Raw genomic sequence first — 21,733 nt, forward strand, 5'->3', positions numbered from 1 at the left:
AGCCCGCCTCCCACGGGCGACAAAGGTGCTCCAATGCCACTTGCTCTCTTTGCCTTGACGATCGCGGCCTATGCGATCGGAACCACCGAATTCGTCATCGTCGGCCTGTTGCCGACGGTTGCGACCGACCTCGGCATCACCCTTCCGCTCGCTGGCCTCATCGTTTCCATCTATGCGCTCGGTGTCACCTTCGGCGCGCCGATCCTGACGGCACTCACCGGCCGTATCGAGCGCAAGCCTTTGCTTCTCGGCCTGATGGCACTGTTCATCGCCGGCAACACGCTCGCAGCAATCAGCCCCACCTATGAGATGCTGCTCGTCGCCCGCGTCCTCTCCGCCTTCGCCCACGGTGTCTTCTTCTCCGTCGGCGCCACCATCGCGGCCGATCTCGTGCCGGAAAACCGCCGTGCCTCGGCCATCGCGCTGATGTTCATGGGCCTGACAGTCGCCATCGTCACCGGTGTTCCGCTTGGCACGCTGATCGGCCAGACGTTTGGCTGGCGCGCCACGTTCTTTGCCGTTGCCGGCCTTGGCGCCATGGCTCTGACCGCGATTGCCGTACTCCTGCCCTCGACGCTGTCGAAGGCTGCGCCCGCCAGCATTCTCGATCAGGTTCGCGTTCTCGCTTCCGGCCGCCTGCTCTTGGTCTTCGCTATGACCGCGCTCGGCTATGGCGGCACCTTCGTCACCTTCACCTTCCTGGCGCCGATGCTGCAGGACGTTACCGGCTTTGCCGCCTCGTCGGTGAGCCTCGTTCTGATGCTCTATGGTCTGGCGATCGCTGCCGGCAACATTATCGGCGGCCGCATTGCCGACCGCAATCCGGTGAAGGCGCTGATCTGGCTGTTTGCCGCGCAGGCCGCCGTGCTGGTTCTCTTCACCTTCACTTCGGTTTCGACCGTTCCAGCCCTGGTCACGCTGGTTGCCCTCGGCTTCCTGTCCTTTGCCAATGTACCCGGCTTGCAGCTCTATGTGGTGCAACTCGCCAAGCAGCATCGCCCCGGTGTAGTCGATGTCGCCTCGGCGCTCAACATCGCCGCCTTCAACCTCGGCATTGCCGCCGGCGCCTGGATCGGCGGGCTGGTCGTCGCCTCGCCGCTCGGCCTGCAGGCAACGCCGTGGGTGGGCGCCATTCTGGTGACCGGAGCCTTGGTCCTGACGCTGGTCAGCAGCGCCCTCGACCGCAAGCCGGATGCGGTTGCACAGGCCGCGTAAGACAGGCAGCTTGAACCCACCGGCAAACGCCACATCTATAAACCGTCATTCCAGACCCGGCCGCCCGCTGGGTCTTCCTCCCGAAAGGACATTCCCATGAAAACTGTCAACGCCAACGGCGCCAATATGCCTGTTCTCGGCTTCGGCACGTTCCGCATCCCCGGCGAACAGGTGCTGCGCATCCTGCCGCAGGCGATCAGGACCGGTTTCCGCCATATCGACACCGCACAAGCCTACCGCAACGAGGCGCAGGTCGGTGAAGCGATCCAGTCTTCCGGCGTTCCGCGCGACGAGATTTTTCTCACCACCAAGGTCTGGGTCGATAACTACAAACACGCCGATTTCATCGCCTCGGTCGATGAAAGCCTGAAGAAGCTGCGCACCGACCATGTCGATCTTCTGCTCCTGCACTGGCCGAACAACAGCGTGCCGCTGGCCGAACAGATCGGCGCCCTGAACGAGGTGCAGAAAGCCGGCAAGGTCAAGAATATCGGCGTCAGCAATTTCACCACGGCCCTGATGGCGAAGTCGGTGGAATTGAGCGACGCGCCGATTGCCACAAACCAGATCGAGTACCACCCCTATCTCGACCAGACGAAGGTGCTGGATACCGCCCGCGCTACCGGCATGTCGATAACAGCTTATTTTGCCATGGCCGACGGCAAGGTGCCGAACGAGCCGCTTCTCAAGGATATCGGCTCAAGACACGGCAAGACAGCGGCGCAGGTCGTTCTGCGCTGGCTGATCCAGCAGAAGGATGTCGTGACGCTGTCGAAGACGGCGACGGAAAGCCGGTTGTCGGAGAATTTCGATATTTTCGACTTTGAATTGTCCGCCGACGAGATGGCCGCGATTCACAAGCTCGCCCGCCCGAACGGCCGCATCGTCAGTCCGGGTGGGCTCGCACCGGACTGGGACAAGGCTGCCTAAGGCACGTTACAAACTGTCAGTGAAAGTCTGTCCTGACGATTTTATAGGCAACCTGGAAATGGCGTAGCCGCCTTCCACTCCGTCATTCCCGTGCTTGTCACGGGAATCCAGCCAGCCCAAGTCCTTGGGCTGAAAGAGTCTTTTGACCCGACAGACGTCGGGTCGCTGGATCCCCGCCACGAGGGCGGGGATGAGGGAGAATGCGTGCGGATCTCGTCAAATCGCAGGCTGCGGTATCAAGGCGATCAACAACTATGTGCGCTGCTGGAAATTTCCATGCAGTCCGCTACACCAGCGCCAGCGCCGTCACATGCATGTCCGATCGCAGCTTGAAGCCGATCGAGCCGTAAAGCGTGATCGCCGCCGTGTTGGTGCTATAGGAATGCAGATAGACCCGGTCGCCGCGCGCCGAGATCTTGCCGGCGACATACAAGGACATCAGCCGCCCGAGCCCCTGCCCTCGCACGTCGGGGTGAGTGCAGACACCGCTGAGTTCGGTATAGCCCGGCTGTTTCAGCCGCTCGCCCGCCATCGCCACCAGCCGTCCACCCTGCCTGATGCCCCAGAACGAACCGAAGCTTTGGGCGCCGAGCGTGAACGGTCCCGGCTTCGTCAGGGTCGCGAGATCCAGCATGGCCTGCGCATCGCCCGGCCCCAGCAGTTCGAGACGCGGATCGGCGATTTCGGGCAAGGGTTCCACCGCCATCATCTGCACCAGCGATGCCCGCGATACGGCCTTCATACCCGCCGGCACCAGCGCTTCGGAGGATTGCACGACAAGCAGGGTTTCGCCGGGGGATGCCAAAGCACGGAGGGCGTCGAGACTTTCCGCGCGATCATCGCCGGTCGCAGCGAAGAGGCTGACGGTCGGCGGATAACGAAGGGCGAGCGCGTCGCCCTGCGCCAAGGAGGCGTGGCGCGTTTGAAGCGCGCTCCAGATCGGACGATCAAGGATGTGGCTCATGGCTTGTCCTCCGGACGGCTGGCTCCGGAACCGCGCAAGGACAGTGGTCGCTCTGCCAATCCGTCCTCGATGGCCGCAAGTTGGGAGAGCAAAGGGCCGTCGAATGTCCCGCAGAGATCGATTACCGCGCTTTCGATGCGCGGCCAGATTTCCGCCTTGGCCGTAGCAACAAGCTGCTCCCCAGCCGTCGACAGGCTGGCCACCTTGCGCCTCTGATCGCCCGGTATCGGTTGCTGATGAACGAGACCGAGCGCCGCCAACTGCGACAGGCTGCGGGTGACGCCCGGCTGACTGACTCCCAGCGCTTCAGCAAGATCGCCGACCGACAAGGGTCCAAGCCGGTCCAGCGCCGCAAGCAATGGGTATTGCCCGGGCGCGATGCCGACACCGGCATCATCCATGATCTTCTGCGTATCGGCCTGCAAGCGCTCGCCGATCCGCTTCAGGCGCGAACCGAGACACAAAAAACCAAGATTGCGAAGGATATCGTCCACGCTCGCCTCCATTTACATAACTTGTTATATAACGCGTTATGTAAATGTCAAGCAATCATGGTTTCTCCGCGGCGCCCGATCATCAGATGATGATGAAATCGGCCTCCGTTACCGCAAGGTTTTTCCCCAACACCGCAAACTGGATGCCAGCTACCGATCCGTTGCCATCGGCATCGTAGAACAGTTTCCCCGTATCGCTCTCATAGATGATCCGATCGGCGGAATCGGTAGCACGTCCGGTCAGGTTACTGGCGAAAGCAGAGGAAGCGAGCGTGCCCGTGGTCGTGAGCGCGGTGAAAATCGCGTTTTCAAGCCAGATCGTGTCATCGGCGACGTTGAACGCGCCGATGGAATCGACATTATCCGCAGAAAGGGCCGTGTCGAAGACGAAACTATCTTTACCAAGGCCGCCCGAGAGTTTGTCCCGGCCAAGGCCGCCGTTGATGGTATCGTCGCCCGCATTGCCGGTCAGCGTGTTCTTGCCGCTGTTGCCGGTGATGATATTGGCAAGGTCGTTGCCCACCCCGTTGAAATCCGTGGCGCCCATCAGGGTCAGATTTTCGACATTGGCAGCCAGCGTATAGCCAGCATAGGCCTGGACGAGATCAATCCCCTCGCCCGCAGCCTCGACAATCGTATCGCTGCCATCGACGATATAGATATCATTCCCGATCAGACCGGTGAGCCGGTCCGTGCCGCCGCCGCCATTCAGCGTATCGTTGCCGTCACCGCCGAAAATCGCCTGCCTGTGCTGGTTACCGGTCAACGTGACGTCCGTGACGGTGCTCGACAGGTTGGCGAAAACCAATTGCTCGACGACTTGGCCGTATTCCAGCGCGTAACTGACCAGCGTCAATACGGCATCGCTGCCGCCGCCGGCAGCCTCGATCACGAGGTCATCCTCATCGTCGACGAGATAGAGATCGCTGCCTGAGCCGCCGACCATGAAATCGGCGCCCGTTCCGCCGTCGATGATGTCCTCATCGGCACCGCCATAGATTTCATCGTCGCCGGCGTCGCCAGCCAGCAGGTCCGTGCCCGAACCTCCCGTGATGTAGTCATCGCCGGCGCACCCGGCAATGTCATCGGCATCATCACCGCCATCGAGATCATCCGCGCCTTGTCCACCGGTGATATAATCCTGCCCGGCACCGCCATAGAGCGTTCCCTCCAGAACGCCGGAGGAGCCATCATAGTCGTCGTCACCATCGCCAAGCAGGACATCACCTATGATCGTGCCCTCGTTGACGATGATGTCGCTGGCCGCAGCCTCCGACACGAAGGCATCGGCCGACCCCTCGATCGTGCCGGTGTTGAGGATATAGAGCGCATCGGTATTCCTGTTCAGGATTGCCGTTTCGCCTTCGATCGCGCCGCTGTTGCTGATCTCGCTGGTTTTCAAGTTCCCGACAGGGGATTGGGCATCGATCTCGATGCCGGTGCCGGCACTCCAGATCGTTCCGCGATTGTCGATGCTGCCATCAAAACCGGCGATCGAAATGCCGGTCGTAAAGCCGCCGACATAACCGCTCTTGCCGATGAACAAGTTGCTGCCGAAATTGCCAGTCGATCCCCAGGCGATCGCCGCCGTCTGGCCGATGACGGTTCCCTGCACGTTAATATTGATGCCATCGCCGAGACCGTCGATGGCGATGCCATCCGTCGATCCGACCGTGACGCCCAGTCCGACGAATGCCGTCTCGTAGGTGACCAGAGAAGCACGGATACCCGAACCGACCGAATCCGTATTGAAGATGATGGACGCCATGATGCGATTCCCGATCGTTGACTGAAAGCAATGGAAGAGCGCAGAGCTTACGCGCGCGCCGCCAAAAGTCTCGGATCTTCGCTGGGGTGATGCCGACTATTTTTGGGTGATTGCCGGTCAGTGCGGATGGGCGACACGCATCGAGACGTCCTTTGAACCGCCATTTCATCCCGGTCGAAGTTCGGATATGAGGGGCGTCAATACCTGATGCCGGGAGGACAGCATGCACACGCAAAACGCCACAGCCGACTTCATGCCGGATTGGGCGGCCATCGTTGCCGTCATTCTCGGCGCGTCGGCCTTTTCCGTGGCACAGGGCATCACCTATCCGCTGATTTCGCTGACACTGGAAAGCCGTGGCGTAACCCCGGCGATGATCGGTTTCAATGCCGTCGGTTTCGCTTTCGGTCTCGCCGCCTCGACGCTGATGCTCGGGCAGCTGACCTCGCGCATCCGCACCGACCGGCTGATCATCGTCAGCCTGATCGGTTGTTCGCTGTGCCTTGCGACCTTTGCCGCAACCGTGTCGCTGCCGGCCTGGTTTCTGGCGCGATTTCTTCTGGGATTCTTCGCCAGCCTGATCTTCATGCTCGGCGAGGCCTGGATGAATTCCGCCTGCCCCGACCGGCTACGCGGCCGGGTATCCGGCCTTTATGGCGCCGGCGTCTGCGGCGGTTTTGCCGCCGGTCCGCTGGTCATTCCGCTTGTTGGTACCGAAGGCGGCTTTGGCTTTGCGCTGACCGCCGTCTATGTGGCGCTCGTCGCCTTTGCCACCGCCATCCTGACGCTGTCGACGAAGACCACGCCCGAGGCGTCCTCGACGCGCAACGTCTTCATCTTTTTCGGCAAGGCGCCGCTTCTGGTCGCCATGGTTCTGGCCTTCGGATTTTCGGATATCGCAGCGATTTCGGTCATGCCGGTCTATTTCGTCAAGACCGGCCATTCGGAGGCCTTCGCGGCGCTGAGCGTCACCGTGCTGGCGCTGCCAACGGCGCTTGCCCAGCCCTTCATCGGCATGGCGCTCGACCGCCTGCCGCGCCATCAGGTGGCAACCGTAACGGCAGCGATCGGTGCTGTCGCCTTCCTCGTCATTCCCTTCCTGACATCGCAGGCAGCGATCCTGATCGACTTCGCGCTTCTCGGCGCGGCGAGCTTTTCGCTCTACACCTGCGCGCTGACGATGCTCGGCGAACAATATCGGGGCGGAATGCTGGTGGCGGGCAGTGCCGCCTTCACGCTCGCCTATGCAGTGGGAAGCGGTGCCGGCTCGGGCGCGACAGGCACCGTGATGGACCTGTTCGGCCCGTCCGCAGCACCCGTCGGCGTCGGCCTGGCGCTGGTGGTATTCACGGCCGTCTTCGCGCTGGCGAAACCGGCTGTGAACGGGAAAGCTGACTGATCAGACGAACTGGCTGAGGCCGGGTACGGAGGCCACGACTTCATCCACCGTCTCGGCGCCGGCCTTTTCCTTGGCATAACCGATGGTTTCCTTGGCAAGCGCGGTGATTTCGCCCATGCCGAGGCCCTGGCTCATCAACTGCTGGCCGAGCGCCATGACGCCGCCGCCGGCACCGACAGCGCTCAGCAGACCACCGAGCAGCCCGCCGCCGCCCGAGCCTTCGCCGTTGAACTTGGCGACCAGTTCGGACGCGCCGGGAATGGCTTCGATCATCTTCGCGACCGGACCATCCGCAGCTTCGCGCTGCAGGAATCCGAGCATCATGCCGATGGCCTTTTCAGCGGTTGCCGGGTCGATGCCGACATTGTCCGCCACGCGGGTGACCAGTTCATTCATAGGTGATTCTCCTCGTTTAATTGACGTGAACGTCAAGGTAAATTATCTGGAATGGAAACTCAAGCGCCAGCCGGATCGGGTATCCGCTGCGCGAACAGGGTTATCGTTTCATGCCTCGCACAAAATGACAATGCGACGCGAAGGCCATGTCTGGGGCGATGCGCCATCGCAATCCTTCTGTTGCCGGTGACAGGCACTCCTCCTATAACAGCGTTGAGAAAACAATGTGATGAAGGCAGTTACCCGCGCTTTCAACACGAAACGGAGACGAGGCCCGCATGCTTGAGGACGGAAAGCTCTATATCGGCACAAGCCGCAAACCCGACGACACGATCAACAAGGGCGAGTATCTGGAGCTGAAATTCGGCAATCGTCACGGACTTGTGACCGGCGCCACCGGCACCGGCAAGACGGTGACGCTGCAGGTGCTGGCGGAGAGCTTCTCCAATGCCGGCGTGCCGGTTTTCTGCGCCGACGTAAAGGGCGATCTGTCCGGCATCGGCGCGATGGGCGAAGCGAAAGACTGGGTGACCAAGCGTGCCGAACAGATCGGCTTCAACGATTTCGCCTTCCAGGAATTCCCGGTGATCTTCTGGGATATCTACGGTGAAAAGGGTCACCGCGTTCGCACCACCATGTCGGAAATGGGACCGCTCCTGCTGTCGCGCCTGATGAGCGCAACGGACGCGCAGGAAGGTGTCATCAACATCGCCTTCAAGATCGCCGACGAAGGCGGCCTGCCGCTGCTCGACCTGAAGGATTTTCAGGCGATGCTCAACTATATGGGCGAGAACGCCACCGAGCTTTCCAACAAATACGGCTTCATTTCCAAGGCTTCGGTCGGCTCGATCCAGCGCGAATTGCTGATCCTCGAACAGCAGGGTGCCAAGAATTTCTTTGGCGAACCGGCGCTCAAGGTCTCCGACATCATGCGCACCACCCGCGACGGACGCGGCGCGATCTCGGTGCTGGCCGCCGACAAGCTGATGATGAACCCGCGGCTCTACGCAACCTTCCTGCTGTGGCTCATGTCCGAACTGTTCGAGGAACTGCCCGAGATCGGCGACCCCGACAAGCCGAAACTGGTGTTCTTCTTCGACGAGGCGCATCTGCTTTTCAACGACGCGCCGAAGGTTCTGGTCGAGCGCGTCGAGCAGGTCGTTCGCCTGATCCGCTCCAAGGGCGTCGGCGTCTATTTCGTCACGCAGAACCCGCTCGACGTGCCGGAAACCGTGCTGGCCCAGCTGGGCAATCGCGTCCAGCACGCGCTGCGCGCCTATACGCCGCGCGAGCAGAAGGCGGTAAAAACGGCGGCAGACACGTTCCGCCCCAATCCAGACTTCGATTGCGCCACCGTGATCACGACGCTCGGCACCGGCGAGGCGCTGATTTCGACGCTCGAAGGCAAAGGTTCGCCCTCGATGGTCGAGCGCACGCTGGTGCGCCCGCCGTCATCCCGCGCCGGCCCGCTGACAGAGGCCGAGCGCGCCAACATCATGAAGATCAGCCCGGTCGCCGGGCTCTATGACGAGGATTTCGACCGGGAATCCGCCTATGAACTGCTGGCCAAGCGCGCTGCCAAGGCGACACAGCAGGCAGAGGCCCAGCGCGAGACAGAAGACGCTCCGCCACCGGCAGCCCCCGGCGGCAGCGGCTGGACGCTTCCGGGCTTCGGTGACGACAGCGCGCCGCAATCGCCCAAGCCGAAGGCCCGCTCCGGCTACCAGCGCGAAACCGTCGCCGAAGCCGCCATGAAATCCGTCGCCCGCACCGTCGCTTCTTCGCTCGGAAGGGCTTTGGTGCGCGGGATTCTCGGAAGCCTGAAGCGGTAGGATCGTTCGGCATTCACAACGCAAAACGGCGGCCCGATGGAGCCGCCGTTTTTTTTGTTTTGGAGCAACAAGGGTCCCAAACCCGCTGTGTCAGCGGGCAACCTCTTCACAGCACGAAGTAGCCTTTCGACAGGGCCATGGCATCATCCAGATGGATGGCGAAATCCGCTTTCGTATCACCATTGATGTCGGCGTAGATATAGGTGTCGGATGCAGCCTTGTCGTAGCGGAGTTCGCCCGCCTTGCCGGTGAACGCGGCAGTGCCGAGGAAGATAAAGTCCTGATTGCCAGCGAGCTTCGTATTGGCATCGACGTTGGATAATTCGATCCTGTCTCCCTCCTTGCCGGAAAAATCGAAGATCGTATCGCGCGTCGCTTCCGCAACCCTGGAATCGGAGACCACGTCATAGGCGAAGAGGTCTGCACCCTTCCCGCCATAAAGCATGTCGGCATCCAGACCGCCATACACGAGGTCCGCGCCATCGCCGCCTGACAGGACATCCTTCCCCGCCATACCGCCCAGCGCATCGTCGCCACCGCCGCCGCGTAGCGTTTCGGCATAGCTGCTGCCCGCCATGATGTCGTCACCGCTGGAGCCCTCGAAGATTTCGATAGAGTAGTAGCGCGTCCCCTCAGCCTCCCCCTCGCCCAGTGAAGGTCTGCCTACACTCACCACGACGGGCTTTGAAAACACGACCCGGTCCACGCCCTCCCCACCGTTAACCTCATCCCAGCTGCTCGCCACGATCGTGTCGTCGCCATCCCTACCCTCGATCGCATCGAAGCCGGCTTCGCCGTACAGCCGGTCATTGCCCCGGCCACCCAGAAGCCGATCATCGCCGGAACCGCCATACAGCCGGTCGTCGCCATTTCCTCCGTCCAGCTTGTCGTTGCCGGCCATCCCCTTGACGATATCGTTGCCGGCCTCGCCGTAGAATGTGTTTACCAGAGCGTCCCCAGTCATCAGGTCATCGGAGGCCGAACCGCGAAACACCTCGATATTGGTGTAGGTATCCGATTTGGCCTCGCCGGTATTGTTGGCGGGGCTTGTGAGGTCAAGCACGACGCTTGAAACGAAATGGATCGTATCGATCCCCTCCCCGCCATCAACGCGATCTTTGCCCAAGCCCGGAGTGATCGCGTCGTTGTCGTCGCCGCCGAAGATAGTATCGTCGCCCCTGCCTCCATACAGTTGGTCGTCGTAGTCGTCTCCGTAAAGCGTATCGTTGCCGTCGCCGCCGAAAAGCCTGTCGCTTCCCATACCACCCTTCAGTGTGTCTGATTTCGTGCTGCCGAAGAGATCATCGCGATCATAGGTGCCAACCAGGTTCTTCGATCCTGACTGGTTGAAGACGAAATTTCCTGCAGTGAGCTTCAGGATGTCGAAATTTTCCCAGACGACGGTGACCAGACGGTCAAGGAAATGAATGGTGAAAGATGACTTGGCAGCGCCTTCCTGCTTGAGCATCATCTGCACCTGATCAAGGCTCGAAATCCCGAGGATCGACAGATCAAGCTTATCGACGCCCGCCTGAAAATCGGCGAGCCACGTCATGCTGCCCCCCCGATGTGTCAGCTTGAAGAGGTCTGTGCCCGTCCCCCCATACAGCCGATCGTTGCCGGCGCCGCCCTCTAGGATGTCGTTTCCCGCGCCTCCGTACAGCGTGTCGTCGCCATCCCCACCGAGGAGGCGGTCGTTTCCGCCGCCCCCGAGCAGTTCGTCGTTTCCAACCCTGCCGCTCAGCGTATCGGCGAAACGGCTTCCGAACATGCGGTCCATGAAAGTGGATCCGGAAACCACCTTCCCCTCGCCTTGATAGAAGATGAAATCGGAAGCCTTAAGATCCCCTGCACGCACACCGCGGAGAAGCACGGAGTGCTCGTATTCGTCGATTGCCATTCTGAACCGCAACTGCCCGTCCATCGGTTCCAGAATGAACTGGAGCTGCTCGAAATCGGAAATCCCCGTCGCGGACAGATCGATCTTGTCGACGCCGGCCTCGAAGTCCCCGATATGCTGCGAGGACTGTTTCCCATTCCTTGCCGCGTTGATGACGAAGGTATCCGATCCCTCTTCCCCGTACAGCTCATTGGTACCATAGCCACCGATGAGAACGTCGTTTCCGGCACCGCCGAACAGCTTGTCGTACCCGCTGCTGCCGTTGATCCTGTCATTCCCGCTTCCCGCGAAAATGACGTCATCCAGCGCGGTTCCAGCGCGCGGTTTTGTCGTGGATGCCGCGAAGATAAAATCACTCGCACTCAGGTCTTCCATGCGGATGCCACGGATTTCGACCGAGTATTCACCTTCCGAGTACCACCCGGTGGCGCCGTAGTAGGCGTCGAAATACGTGCCGCGGCCACCTCTCTCAGGCAGCTCAAAGAGCGCCTTCAACTGGGCAAAGCTGGTGACGCCAAAACCGCTGACATCGATCCTGTCGATACCGATCTTGAAATCCTCAATGACAGCCTGGGGGCCGGAATACTCGCTGATCACGCGCGGCGGAACCTTGAAGATATCCGCGCCCTGACCTCCGTTCAGAAGGGCGATGCCTCCCCCATAAAACGTCAAGGTATCGTTGCCGTTTCCACCATAGACATCGTTGCCGATGGAGATCATCGTGTCGTTACCGTCACCGCCATAAAGCCTTGCGCTCATATCGCCCCGGCCATCCATGACATCGTTGCCGTCGCCGCCGTACAGCGTGTCACCTCCCCAGTCTCCTCTCTGGGCAACCATCACATCGTCGGCGGCCGTCCCGAATAGATCTTCGCTTTCGCCTGTCGATCGATCGACATAGGTTTTCGATGTATTGAAAATGAAATCATCCGGGGACAATCTGAAAAGTTTCAGATTTCCAAGCTCAAATCCCCGAGAATTTGCGGAAACTCCGGTCGCCAGAGACAGATTATATCCCGACGCATAATCCATCATCTGACTGAAACTGGAGAATCCGATCGCTGAAACGTCAATCTTGTCGATTCCACGCTGGAAGTCCTCGATAGTATCATAACTGTAGCGACCGAAACCGCTGCCGACCACAAAGACATCTGCCCCACCGCCGCCAAAGAGGGTATTGTATCCCACACCGCCAATGATGACATCGTCACCGCTCGTGCCCCTCAGCGTCTCGTCCGCGCTCGTCTTCCCGACAATCCTCGCCATGCCCAGCTATCCACCCGTTTCGAAACCATTTCAGGCGGTTAAGCTATGACGAACCTAATGCCCTGCCGCGATATGCGATGAATGATTTATAGCAAGGGTTGTGTGACAAACAATCGCGGCGAGAAGAATTGTTCTTCTGGATTAACAGGCACGTTCACGGCGCGTCGCGCGTCAAAAATGGATAATGCCCAAGGACACCGCGGCAGCGGCGAGTTCGGCGCGGGTGGCGGCTTCAAAGCGTTTGCGGGCGTTTTCGACATGTTCGTGGGCGGTCGAGACGGCGATGCCGAGTTCGGCGGCGATCTGGCGGTCCGACATGCCCCGCGCGACAAGCTGCAGGCAATCGAATTCCCGTGAGGTCAGTCCTGCGGGGGCGACCGGCAGGCGTTGCGCGGAGATGAGGCCGCGCAGGCGTTCGTGATAGCAGATGCAGAGCGCCGGCAGCAGGTGTTTCTGAGCGGCAGAGATCATGGATCTTCGCGCGACAATGCTGACGATGCCGACCCGCTTGCCGCCGCCTCTTGGAAGGGGAACGACAAGACCATCGACCCAGCCGGCTTCCGCAGTCCGCTCAAGGGCCTCGGTGCCCACTTGCGGCAAGGTGCGGTCCAATCGCAACTCCGCCCAGGTGAAGGGGCTGACACGGTGTTCAAGCGCACTCACCAGCGGATCACGATGAACAAGGCCGGAGCCAAAGTAGTAGGCGCGCCAATCGTCTGGCCAATCGATGACATGAAAGACGGAGCGGGAGCGCGACCTGAGGTCCACCTCGCCCGACGCAAAGGTGTCGATGCCGCAGCGATCGAGGACAGAACGGAAGATGGCGGTGCACGTCTCGGCGTCGGTCGCCCGCAGGATATCGTTGATCGCGGCGAAGATGTCGCCCGGCTCGACATCGCCGATATGCATATCCATGCGAGTGCCCCCGATGCCTTCCAGCGGTATGCAGTGAAGAACATCGGGTGGACTTTGACAAGTCGCGTCCCTTTCCAGAAAAACGAAAAGCCCGGTGAATTGCTCCACCGGGCTTTTCTCAATGAACTGCTGATTAGCTCAGGCGAGCGTTGCCGAGATTTCCGTCGAGGTACGCAGCGCGTGGCTGTAGGGGCAGACGATGTGCGCGGCGGCGACGAGCTTTTCGCCGACTTCGCGGTCGACGCCCGGCAGGTTCACCGAAATCGACGGCGAAATGTAGAAACCGGTGCCATCTTCGCGCGGACCGATGCCGACGGTTGCGGTCACGGTGGCGTCATCCGGAATCTTTACCTTTTCCTTGCCGGCGACGAACTTCAGCGCGCCGAGGAAGCAGGCGGAGTAACCGGCCGCAAACAGCTGCTCGGGATTGGTACCGGTGGCGCCGTCACCGCCGAGTTCCTTCGGAACGGTCAGCGTGACGTCGAGAACGCCGTTTTCACTCACGGCGCGGCCGGCGCGGCCACCGGTGGCGGATGCCTTGGTTGTGTAGAGAATGGGCATGTCTGTCTCCTTGGTTCCAGGTTTATCTGAGTTCGGGGCGGTTAATTGCGCGGCAAATTCGTTGCCTGGATTTTCAATAGCGCATAATTTAATTGGACACAATACAATTTTGCAAATTGCAAAACATCGGCGGAACTGCGAGAATGTGGTTATGAGCAGCGATCATGACATCCATGGGACGGTACTGAAAGATGGGGAAGCCCTGGCGCTCGGCCAGCAGCTTTGCTTTGCCGTCTATTCCGTGGCGCATGCATTCAACCGGACGTATAAGCCGCTTCTCGATCGTTTCGGCCTGACCTATCCACAATATCTGGTGCTGCTTGCCCTGTGGCAGAAGGACAGCATGACGGTGAAAGGCATCGGCGAGGAATTGCGGCTGGATTCCGGAACCCTGTCTCCCCTGCTCAAGCGACTGGAAACATCGGGCTTTGTCAGCCGCACGCGCGACAAGAGCGATGAGCGCCAGGTGATCATCGCGCTGACCCCCAAAGGCCGGGAATTGAAGACGGAAGCCTTCGGTATCCTGATGGAAATCGGCAAGGCGACGGGCTGCAGCATGGAAGAAGCGGCGGCGCTGCGCACTGCACTCAGCGACCTCAACCGCCATCTGGATGACAATCAACGCAGCTAAAGCGCTGGCCCAGCCTTCCAATGCGCAACCATCGCGCTAATGTCTGTATCAGCGATTCTTGACGCTGGGAGGCAGTACCAGTGCGCAGCGGGTTTACATGGGAAAAGCTCGGCCTTGGCGCTGGATGCCTGAGCATGGCCATCGGCCTCACCATGATGTCGCTCTGGCTCATCCGTCCCGAGGCGCTGGCGAAAGCCGTGCCGATGCTGTTTGCGATGCAATTCAACACCGCGTTGAGTTTTCTGGTGACCGGCGGCGCCTATTGCCTGCTTTTTACAAGCCTTCACAGGCAAGCCATTCTTCCAGCCATCTTCACGGCCGCATTTGCAGCCTTCATTCTCTCCCAGCAACTGTTCGCGATCGACCTCAACGTCGACCGGCTGTTCATCACGCCTTTTTTCACCAACGGGGCAAGCCACCCGGGGCGCATGGCGCCCAATACTGCCTTCTGCTTCATCCTGATCAATACGGCCGTGGTTCTGACGGCATTGCTCAGGCGCAACTCGAATCCACGGCTTGTCTGCGCAGCACTTGTCTGCATGATTTCGGTCAGCGCCCTGATTGGCTATGCGCTGAGCATCACGACCGCACAGGACTGGCTGCCATTGGCGCGCATGTCGCCACAGACGGCGCTGTGCTTCTTCGCTCTTTCGACGGGGCTGATCTTCTTCGGACTTGAAAAGATCGGCTACAATCCCGCGATCGTGGCGGCGACGCTTGCGGCGGCCACCTATCTCCTGCTGTTGTCGCTGACCTACATTGAACTCATGCGCCAGGAAGTGCTGTTCACGCAGGAATTGCCGGCCAGCGAGAATGTCAATGCTCGCTCGACGCTGCTCGGCGTGCTGCTACTCTCCGGCAGTGTCTTTGCCTGCCTGATCATCTACGCGTTTCGAAGTGCCGAACGCTCCCGCGGCATGGCGACGCAACTGTCGGAAAGCCGCAAGCGACTGGCTGCCATCATCGATACCGCCGTCGACGGCTTCATCACCATCGACGAACGCGGAACGATCCTATCCATCAATCCGGCCTGCGAGAGGATTTTCGGCTATTCCGAGCAAGAAATGCTGCGGCAGAACATCAAGATGCTGATGCCGCCGCCTTATCACGGCGAGCATGACCAGTATCTGGCCAATTACAGGCAAACCGGGCAAGCCAAGATCATCGGCATCGGGCGCGAGGCGGAAGGACAGCGCAAGGACGGCTCGACCTTTCCGCTCGATCTTTCGATCGCCCGGATCGATCTCGACCACCAGATCATCTACAGCGGCATCGTTCGCGATATATCCGAACGCAAGGCTTATGAGCGCGACATTCTCGATGCCAATGCCGAACTGGAGGAATTCTCCTACCGGACGTCACACGACCTGCGCTCGCCGATCGCCTCGTCACTGGGGCTGGTCGCGATTGCCGACGACATGATCCGCCAGGGCATCGACGTCAAGGAGTTGCAGCCGGTCCTGTCCCGTATCGAACGCAGCTTTCGCAAGCTGGACCATCTCATCCACAACATCATCTACCTCACGCGGACGAAGATGATGGACGAAGCGGACAGCCCGATCGAAGTCGCTGCGATGGTGCGCGATACCGTGGACCGGCTGCATTATTCCGATGGGGAGCGGCGCGTGACCGTGCATATCGACATTCCGGAAGCGATGGTCATCAGCAAGAAGGTCAGCCGATTCCAGATCATTCTCGACAATCTGATCTCGAATGGGATCATTTTCCACGACCCCAGTGAATCTTCGCCGGAAGTTTTCATTCGCGCATCGCGCGTCAAAGGGCGCTTCGTGCTCTCCGTCGCCGATAACGGCATCGGCATTCCGCGGGAATACGAACCGCAGCTTTTCCAGATGTTCAAGCGCTTTCACCCGCAACACGCCCATGGCAGCGGGCTCGGGCTCTATATCCTGCGCAAGAGCGTCGAGCACCTCGGCGGCACGGTCGCCTACCGACGACAGGACAAGGGCAGCATTTTTACAGTGACATTGCCGGAGGATAACAGGAGATGAAGATGCACTCGATCTTGACCATCGACGATGATGAAAACGACCAGTTCATCTGCACCTACACGATCCGCAGGTTCGACCCGCACATCAAGGTGCTGAAGGCGATGAACGGGCTTGAGGCCCTGGGCGTGCTGAAAGACACCACCCCGGATGCGATCATTCTCGATATCAACATGCCGGTCATGAATGGTTTCGAATTCCTGGAACACTATACCAAGGAGTTCGAGACCCATGCGCCGGTGGTCGCCATGCTGACGAGTTCGCACCACGCCGCCGATCGCGAAAAGGCGATGAAGTACGACTTCGTCAAAAGCTATTTCGAAAAACCGCTGACGCCCGAAAACCTGCGCGCGATGGCCGTTCTTCTGGGAGACGAAAGGCACGGGTCCTGAACGTGGACGCGGCTCCCGCCGATGGCGAGAGCCCGTCGGACCATAAAACCCCGGTCAGATGACGAGGATCGGCGCCTTGTCGCGCACGCGGCCATAGAGATCGATGACGTCCTGGTTGATCAACCGCACGCAGCCCGACGATGTCGCCTTGCCGATCGATTGCCATTCCGGCGTACCGTGCAGGCGGTAGAGCGTGTCTTCGCCATTCTTGAAGATGTACATGGCGCGCGCGCCGAGCGGATTGTTTAGCCCTGGCGCCATGCCGCCGTTGGCGATGGAATACTGCTCGAGATGCGGCTGGCGCGCGACCATCTCGTTCGGCGGCTTCCAACGCGGCCATGTCTGCTTCCACTGGATGACACCCCTGCCCGACCAGGCAAAGCCCTCGCGGCCGATGCCGACGCCATAGCGCATCGCCCGGCCGTTCGACAGGATGAGATAGAGAAAGCGCTCGCCGGTATCGACAATGATGGTGCCCGGCTTCTCGCCGAAGGTGTTTTCGACCTCCTGACGATAGAAGCGCGGATCTATCTGCTGATAGGGAACGGCGGGAATGGAGAAGCCGCCATCATATTCGGGGCCGTACACTTCGGCATAGTAGGCCGATTGCGCCGGCAGGCCACTGGGCTCCACCCGGGCTTCCGGCAGGCCGTTTCCAACGGCCTGTTCGGGTGTGCCGTCAAAGCGGGGGCCGAAGTAGCGGCCTTCCAGCCGCGGATCGCGAAAATAGGGGGCGGTCTCGGCCCGGAAACGGTCGGCATTCATGGAAGACGTGCAGCCGGCAAGCCCTGCTGACGCGACGGCCAGCCCGGACGCGGTCAGAAACTGCCGGCGGGAGAAGGATTTGGACAGGGTCATTGAACTCTATAATTCCGTTGACGCGGATTGGCGGATACGCGGCAGGGACCACGCGGCATCAATCCGGAGATGAAACACCGGTCCCTGCCACAAGTATGGCAATTGCGGCTGGAACGGGGCTTGCGGCAATCCGGTTCCGCCGTTGCAGCGCAACACGGAATGACCGATGCAAAAAGAGCACAATGTCTGGCGGGGGGCTCAGGCCGAAAGCAGGGCGACGAAGGCGTTTGCGCCAACCGGGCGGCTGATCAGATAGCCTTGAATATCGTCGCAGCCGCTGGACCGCAGGAAATCGACCTGGGCTTGCGTCTCGACCCCTTCGGCGATGACCTGCATCTGCAGTTTCTGAGCCAGCGAGATGATCGCACCAGTGATTGCCTTGTCATCGGTGTCGCCGGGAAGGTCCTGGACGAAAGAACGGTCGATCTTCAACCGGCGAACCGGAAAGCTCTTGAGCGCGCTGAGAGACGAATAGCCGGTACCGAAGTCATCGATGGCGAGGTGCACGCCGAGCGCCTCCAGTTCGTGCATGGTGGCGATCGCGCTGCCGACATCCTGCATGATCAGGCTCTCGGTCAGTTCCAGTTCGAGATAGCAGGCTTCAAGCCCGCTGTCCTCGAGCGCTGCCGCAACGCGCGATGCCCAGTTGCGCTCGCGGAACTGCCGGGCCGAGACGTTGACGCTGACGACGATCGGCGGCAGGCCGGCATCCTGCCAGGCTTTGTTCTGGCGGCAGGCTTCGTTCAGCACCCAATCACCGATCGGCACGATCAGCCCGGTCTCTTCCGCCAGCGGAATGAAATCAGCAGGTGAGATCAGGCCACGCTGCGGATGCTGCCATCGCAGGAGTGATTCCGCGGCAAAAATCCTGTTGGTCTTGAGGTTCATCTGCGGCTGGTAGTGCAGCACGAATTCGCCGCGGGTAACAGCATCGCGCAGTTCCTCGTGCCGTTGCAGCCGCTCATGCGCCTTGGCCGCCATTTCCGCATCGAAGACCTGCAGATTGTTGCGGCCGACTTCCTTGGCGCGGTACATGGCGGAATCGGCGTTGGCAAGCAGTTCGGTAGCTGTCTGACCATGATCGGGATAACAGACGACACCCATGCTGCAGCTGACCTGAAGGCTGCGGCCGTCGAGCACCATCGGAGCGCCAATGGCCGCGCGTATTTCTTCCAATCGGGAGACAAAGATATCGCTCTCTGCCGGCAACCCGTTGAGGAGAACGATAAACTCGTCCCCGCCAACGCGGACGATCGTATCGGACTTTCGAACGCAAGCCAGCATGCGCGCCGCAACGATGCGCAGCAGTTCATCACCGGCCTTGTGGCCCAGCGTGTCGTTGATCAGCTTGAAATTATCGAGATCGAGAAAAGCGAGCGCCACCCACTGGCCACTCGTCTTCGCCAGATGCAAAGCATTGGCGACGCGCTCATCGAACAGAACGCGGTTTGGCAGACCCGTCAAAGCGTCATGATGCGCCATGAACTGGATACGCTCTTCCGACTGGCGGCGCTCGATGGCAATGCCTGCGAGATGCGCGGCCATGGAGATCAGTTCACTCTGCTCCGTCGTCGGAACGCCGGGAACACAGGAATAAAGGGCGAAGGTACCGAGCACCTCTCCCTGGTAGGAGCGGATCGGCATCGACCAGCAGGACCGGTATCCAAACGGCTGGACGAGCGCTGCGAAGTCCTCCCACAGTGGATCTGTCATGATGTCTTCGACGAAGACCGGTTCGCCACGCCAGGCGGCGGTGCCGCAGGACCCGACCTTTGGGCCGATCGGCACACCGTGGATTGCCGCGCAATAGGCAGCGTCAAGGCCGGGCGCGGCGCCAGTCAACAGGTGCTTCCTGTCCGGCGACAACAAAAGGATCGAACCGATGATCCCGGGCAGATGCGCCTCGATCATCAGAATGAGCTCGTTGAAAAAGATATTGAGCGGCGTGCTCGTTGCGATCATTTCGAGCAGCCGCGCCTGGCCGAGAAGCAGCCGTTCCGTCCGCTTCCGGTCGGAAATGTCACGGGAGACGCCGACGATGCCGATCGTGGCACCCTGCTTGTTGCGCAGGGGCACCTTCGAGGTCATCAGCCAGCGCTCCTTGCCCTTGCTGACAAAGGCCTTTTCCTCCATGCCGAAGACCGCCTGTCCGCTCTCCATGACGTGCCGTTCCGTCGCCGCCATGTGGCCGACCATTTCGGCCGGATGCAGATCGAAATCGGTCTTGCCGACGATATCCTGCATTTCCTCGAAACCGTTATCGACAACGGTCGCCTGATTGGCGATGAGAAAGCGTCCTTCGAGGTCCTTGGCGTAGATGTAGTCGGGAATATGGTTCATCATCGTCTCGAGCCAGTAATGGCGATCGGCGATGTCTGGTTCAGGGGCGAACATGCGGGAAACTTCGGCAGCCAGGCGCTGGCTTGCGGCGATCAGGCGCTGTGTGTCGTCGTTGCTGGCAATCCTGGCACTGCCATCCCTTCGAAACCGGTCAAAGCTCTTCGTCAAGCAAGCCTCCAGGGACGGATGCGTCGATAAACCGTCGTTTGCCTTTTGCCACCCCGAGTTCTAGCAGCGAGAAGTTATTCTTCCCTAAAGACAGTATTCGCAACTGGCCGAATAATGCTTTCCTCCACCGCCAATTTCCGTTTATTCCATCGCGAAATGCTGAAATTTCGTATCATTTCGATACACAAAGCATTGGCACGATCTATGCTTGGCAAGCATAAAGGATTGCTCATGTACACCCGCCGCTTGCTCCTCTCCTCGATCGCTTCGCTTGGCCTCTGCGCCGCCACCGGCAGGCTCGCCATGGCCGCACAATTGAAGCCGCAAACCGACGGGTTGCGTGGCACGATCGACATATCCGGCTATGATATCATTCCCAACGGAGTGGCGGACCAAAGCCAGGCAATGAACCGGCTGCTGCGGGATGCAGCCGTTCAGGGCCTGCCGGTTTTCCTGCCTGCCGGGGATTACCTCGTTGCCGGCATCGTCCTACCCGACGATCTGTGGCTGAGCGGCGTCCCCGGCCGGACGCGGTTGATCCATGCGGGCGCTAGCAGCTTCATGACTGCTGAAGGGCTCGGCAAGCTCACCCTGTCGGACCTCGTTTTCGACGGGGGCGGCAAATCACTTTCGGACGACGTCGAGGGGCTTCTCAACTTGCGCGCCGTCAAGGACCTTACTATCAGCAACTGCACGATCACCGGCTCTGTAAAACACGGCATCAATGCCGAACATTGCGGCGGCCGGATCGAGGACAACAGCATTTCCGGCGCTGCCTTTTCCGGCATTTACGCGGTGGAAAGCGAGAGGTTGGCGATCACCGGCAACACCGTGTTCGACTGCGGCAATGGCGGTATCCTGGTCCATCGCTGGGAGACGGGCGAAGACAACACGATGGTGAGCGGCAACCGCGTCTACCGCATCTCGGCAAAGGATGGCGGCACCGGGGAAAATGGCAACGGCATCAACATCTTCCGCGCCGCGGGCGTGATGGTGACGGACAATCACATTTCCGACTGCGCCTTTTCCGCCATTCGCGCCAACAGCGCCAGCAATGTGCAGATATCAGACAATCAATGCCTGCGCTCGGGCGAGACCGCCATCTATTCAGAGTTCGGCTTTCAGGGCGCGATCATCTCCGGCAACCTGATCGATGGCGCCGCCAACGGCATCATCGTCTGCAATTTCAACGAGGGCGGGCGGCTCGCGACGGTCAACGACAACATCATCCGCAACCTGCATGTCGACGGCCCCTATATCCACGATGGTGCCGGCTTTGGTTTCGGCATCGCGGTCGAGGCCGACACGGTCGTCACCGGCAATGTGATCGAGAACGCGCCGAAATGGGGGCTGATGCTGGGATGGGGACCCTTCATGCGCGATGTCGTCGTCACCGGAAACCTGGTTCGCGGCGTCGGTGGCGGCTGCTACGTCACGGTGGTCGAGGGGGCCGGCACCGCGCTCATCGCCAACAATCTGTTCCAGGACGTGAAAGACGGCGGCATCCTCGGCTATCGCTGGAACGAGAAGACCACCGGCGACCTGATGAAGAGCGGCAGCGAGGCCTTCAAGCATCTCACCCTGTCAGGCAATCGCGTCAGCTGAGCCGAAAACATCAAAAGATTTCATGGCTGATATCACCGGTATTCGCTTCTTGCGCCGTTCTGTCTCGCCTACCCTGCGCCGATCGATCGA

The 21,733-nt window shown here is 60.4% G+C and carries 17 protein-coding genes; 8 read left to right on the top strand and 9 right to left on the bottom strand.

Annotated elements, in window-relative coordinates:
• Window positions 1-33: 33 nt before the first annotated feature.
• Window positions 34-1,215 (top strand): MFS transporter, encoded by a 1,182-nt coding sequence (locus ASG68_RS00540; RefSeq protein ID WP_062576016.1) that lies wholly within the window; start codon window positions 34-36, stop codon window positions 1,213-1,215.
• Between the two features lie 96 nt (window positions 1,216-1,311).
• On the top strand, window positions 1,312-2,145 hold the full coding sequence (locus tag ASG68_RS00545) for an aldo/keto reductase (RefSeq protein ID WP_062576015.1): 834 nt from the start codon (window positions 1,312-1,314) through the stop codon (window positions 2,143-2,145).
• Window positions 2,146-2,431: 286 nt separating this feature from the next.
• On the opposite strand, the gene ASG68_RS00550 is transcribed toward ASG68_RS00545, so the two are convergent.
• The 3 genes from ASG68_RS00550 to ASG68_RS00560 all read right to left on the bottom strand — a co-directional run bounded on the left by ASG68_RS00550 (window position 2,432) and on the right by ASG68_RS00560 (window position 5,371).
• On the bottom strand, window positions 2,432-3,109 hold the full coding sequence (locus ASG68_RS00550; protein WP_062576014.1) for a GNAT family N-acetyltransferase: 678 nt from the start codon (window positions 3,107-3,109) through the stop codon (window positions 2,432-2,434).
• Window positions 3,106-3,615 (bottom strand): MarR family winged helix-turn-helix transcriptional regulator, encoded by a 510-nt coding sequence (locus tag ASG68_RS00555; protein WP_062576013.1) that lies wholly within the window; start codon window positions 3,613-3,615, stop codon window positions 3,106-3,108. Before ASG68_RS00555 ends, ASG68_RS00550 begins: the two co-directional genes overlap by 4 nt.
• Window positions 3,616-3,685: 70 nt before the next feature.
• Window positions 3,686-5,371 (bottom strand): calcium-binding protein, encoded by a 1,686-nt coding sequence (locus ASG68_RS00560; RefSeq protein ID WP_062576012.1) that lies wholly within the window; start codon window positions 5,369-5,371, stop codon window positions 3,686-3,688.
• 223 nt (window positions 5,372-5,594) lie between these two features.
• Here ASG68_RS00560 and ASG68_RS00565 point away from each other — a divergent pair, with 223 nt between their 5' ends.
• Entirely contained in the window at window positions 5,595-6,770 is a 1,176-nt protein-coding gene (locus ASG68_RS00565; protein ID WP_062576011.1) for an MFS transporter, read from the top strand.
• On the opposite strand, the gene ASG68_RS00570 is transcribed toward ASG68_RS00565, so the two are convergent.
• Window positions 6,771-7,166 carry a DUF2780 domain-containing protein gene (locus tag ASG68_RS00570; RefSeq protein WP_062576010.1) on the bottom strand — a complete coding sequence of 132 codons (396 nt, stop codon included), beginning with the start codon at window positions 7,164-7,166 and terminating at the stop codon, window positions 6,771-6,773.
• A 278-nt stretch (window positions 7,167-7,444) separates the two neighbouring features.
• Between ASG68_RS00570 and ASG68_RS00575 the strand changes: the two genes are divergently transcribed.
• Window positions 7,445-8,998, top strand: a complete 1,554-nt coding sequence (locus ASG68_RS00575; RefSeq protein WP_062576009.1) for a helicase HerA-like C-terminal domain-containing protein — start codon at window positions 7,445-7,447, stop codon at window positions 8,996-8,998.
• A 106-nt stretch (window positions 8,999-9,104) separates the two neighbouring features.
• Here ASG68_RS00575 and ASG68_RS00580 read toward each other — a convergent pair whose 3' ends face one another.
• The 3 genes from ASG68_RS00580 to ASG68_RS00590 all read right to left on the bottom strand — a co-directional run bounded on the left by ASG68_RS00580 (window position 9,105) and on the right by ASG68_RS00590 (window position 13,640).
• Window positions 9,105-12,164: a M10 family metallopeptidase C-terminal domain-containing protein gene (locus ASG68_RS00580; RefSeq protein WP_062602639.1), complete on the bottom strand. Its 3,060-nt coding sequence runs from the start codon at window positions 12,162-12,164 to the stop codon at window positions 9,105-9,107.
• A 171-nt stretch (window positions 12,165-12,335) separates the two neighbouring features.
• A complete protein-coding gene (locus ASG68_RS00585) occupies window positions 12,336-13,079 on the bottom strand; it encodes a LuxR family transcriptional regulator (RefSeq protein ID WP_062576007.1) in 744 nt (247 codons plus the stop codon).
• Between the two features lie 138 nt (window positions 13,080-13,217).
• Entirely contained in the window at window positions 13,218-13,640 is a 423-nt protein-coding gene (locus ASG68_RS00590) for an organic hydroperoxide resistance protein (protein WP_062576006.1), read from the bottom strand.
• Window positions 13,641-13,791: 151 nt separating this feature from the next.
• Between ASG68_RS00590 and ASG68_RS00595 the strand changes: the two genes are divergently transcribed.
• From ASG68_RS00595 to ASG68_RS00605, 3 genes are all read left to right on the top strand, one after another.
• The gene (locus tag ASG68_RS00595) at window positions 13,792-14,271 is read left to right on the top strand and encodes a MarR family winged helix-turn-helix transcriptional regulator (protein ID WP_062576005.1); all 480 of its coding nucleotides are present in this window, start codon (window positions 13,792-13,794) and stop codon (window positions 14,269-14,271) included.
• 80 nt (window positions 14,272-14,351) lie between these two features.
• Complete coding sequence (locus ASG68_RS00600; RefSeq protein WP_156373789.1) at window positions 14,352-16,283, top strand: sensor histidine kinase; 1,932 nt, start codon at window positions 14,352-14,354, stop codon at window positions 16,281-16,283.
• Window positions 16,284-16,285: 2 nt separating this feature from the next.
• The gene (locus tag ASG68_RS00605) at window positions 16,286-16,672 is read left to right on the top strand and encodes a response regulator (protein ID WP_162243572.1); all 387 of its coding nucleotides are present in this window, start codon (window positions 16,286-16,288) and stop codon (window positions 16,670-16,672) included.
• 54 nt (window positions 16,673-16,726) lie between these two features.
• On the opposite strand, the gene ASG68_RS00610 is transcribed toward ASG68_RS00605, so the two are convergent.
• Both ASG68_RS00610 and ASG68_RS00615 read right to left on the bottom strand, forming a co-directional pair.
• Window positions 16,727-17,530, bottom strand: coding sequence for a L,D-transpeptidase family protein (locus ASG68_RS00610; protein ID WP_062576002.1), 804 nt, complete (start codon window positions 17,528-17,530; stop codon window positions 16,727-16,729).
• 198 nt (window positions 17,531-17,728) lie between these two features.
• Entirely contained in the window at window positions 17,729-20,038 is a 2,310-nt protein-coding gene (locus tag ASG68_RS00615) for an EAL domain-containing protein (RefSeq protein ID WP_062576001.1), read from the bottom strand.
• A 231-nt stretch (window positions 20,039-20,269) separates the two neighbouring features.
• Here ASG68_RS00615 and ASG68_RS00620 point away from each other — a divergent pair, with 231 nt between their 5' ends.
• A complete protein-coding gene (locus ASG68_RS00620; RefSeq protein ID WP_062576000.1) occupies window positions 20,270-21,643 on the top strand; it encodes a TIGR03808 family TAT-translocated repetitive protein in 1,374 nt (457 codons plus the stop codon).
• Window positions 21,644-21,733 lie beyond the last annotated feature (90 nt).

It is taken from the genome of Rhizobium sp. Leaf453 (genome assembly GCF_001425605.1).
In the GTDB taxonomy this organism is placed as follows: Bacteria; Pseudomonadota; Alphaproteobacteria; order Rhizobiales; family Rhizobiaceae; genus Pararhizobium.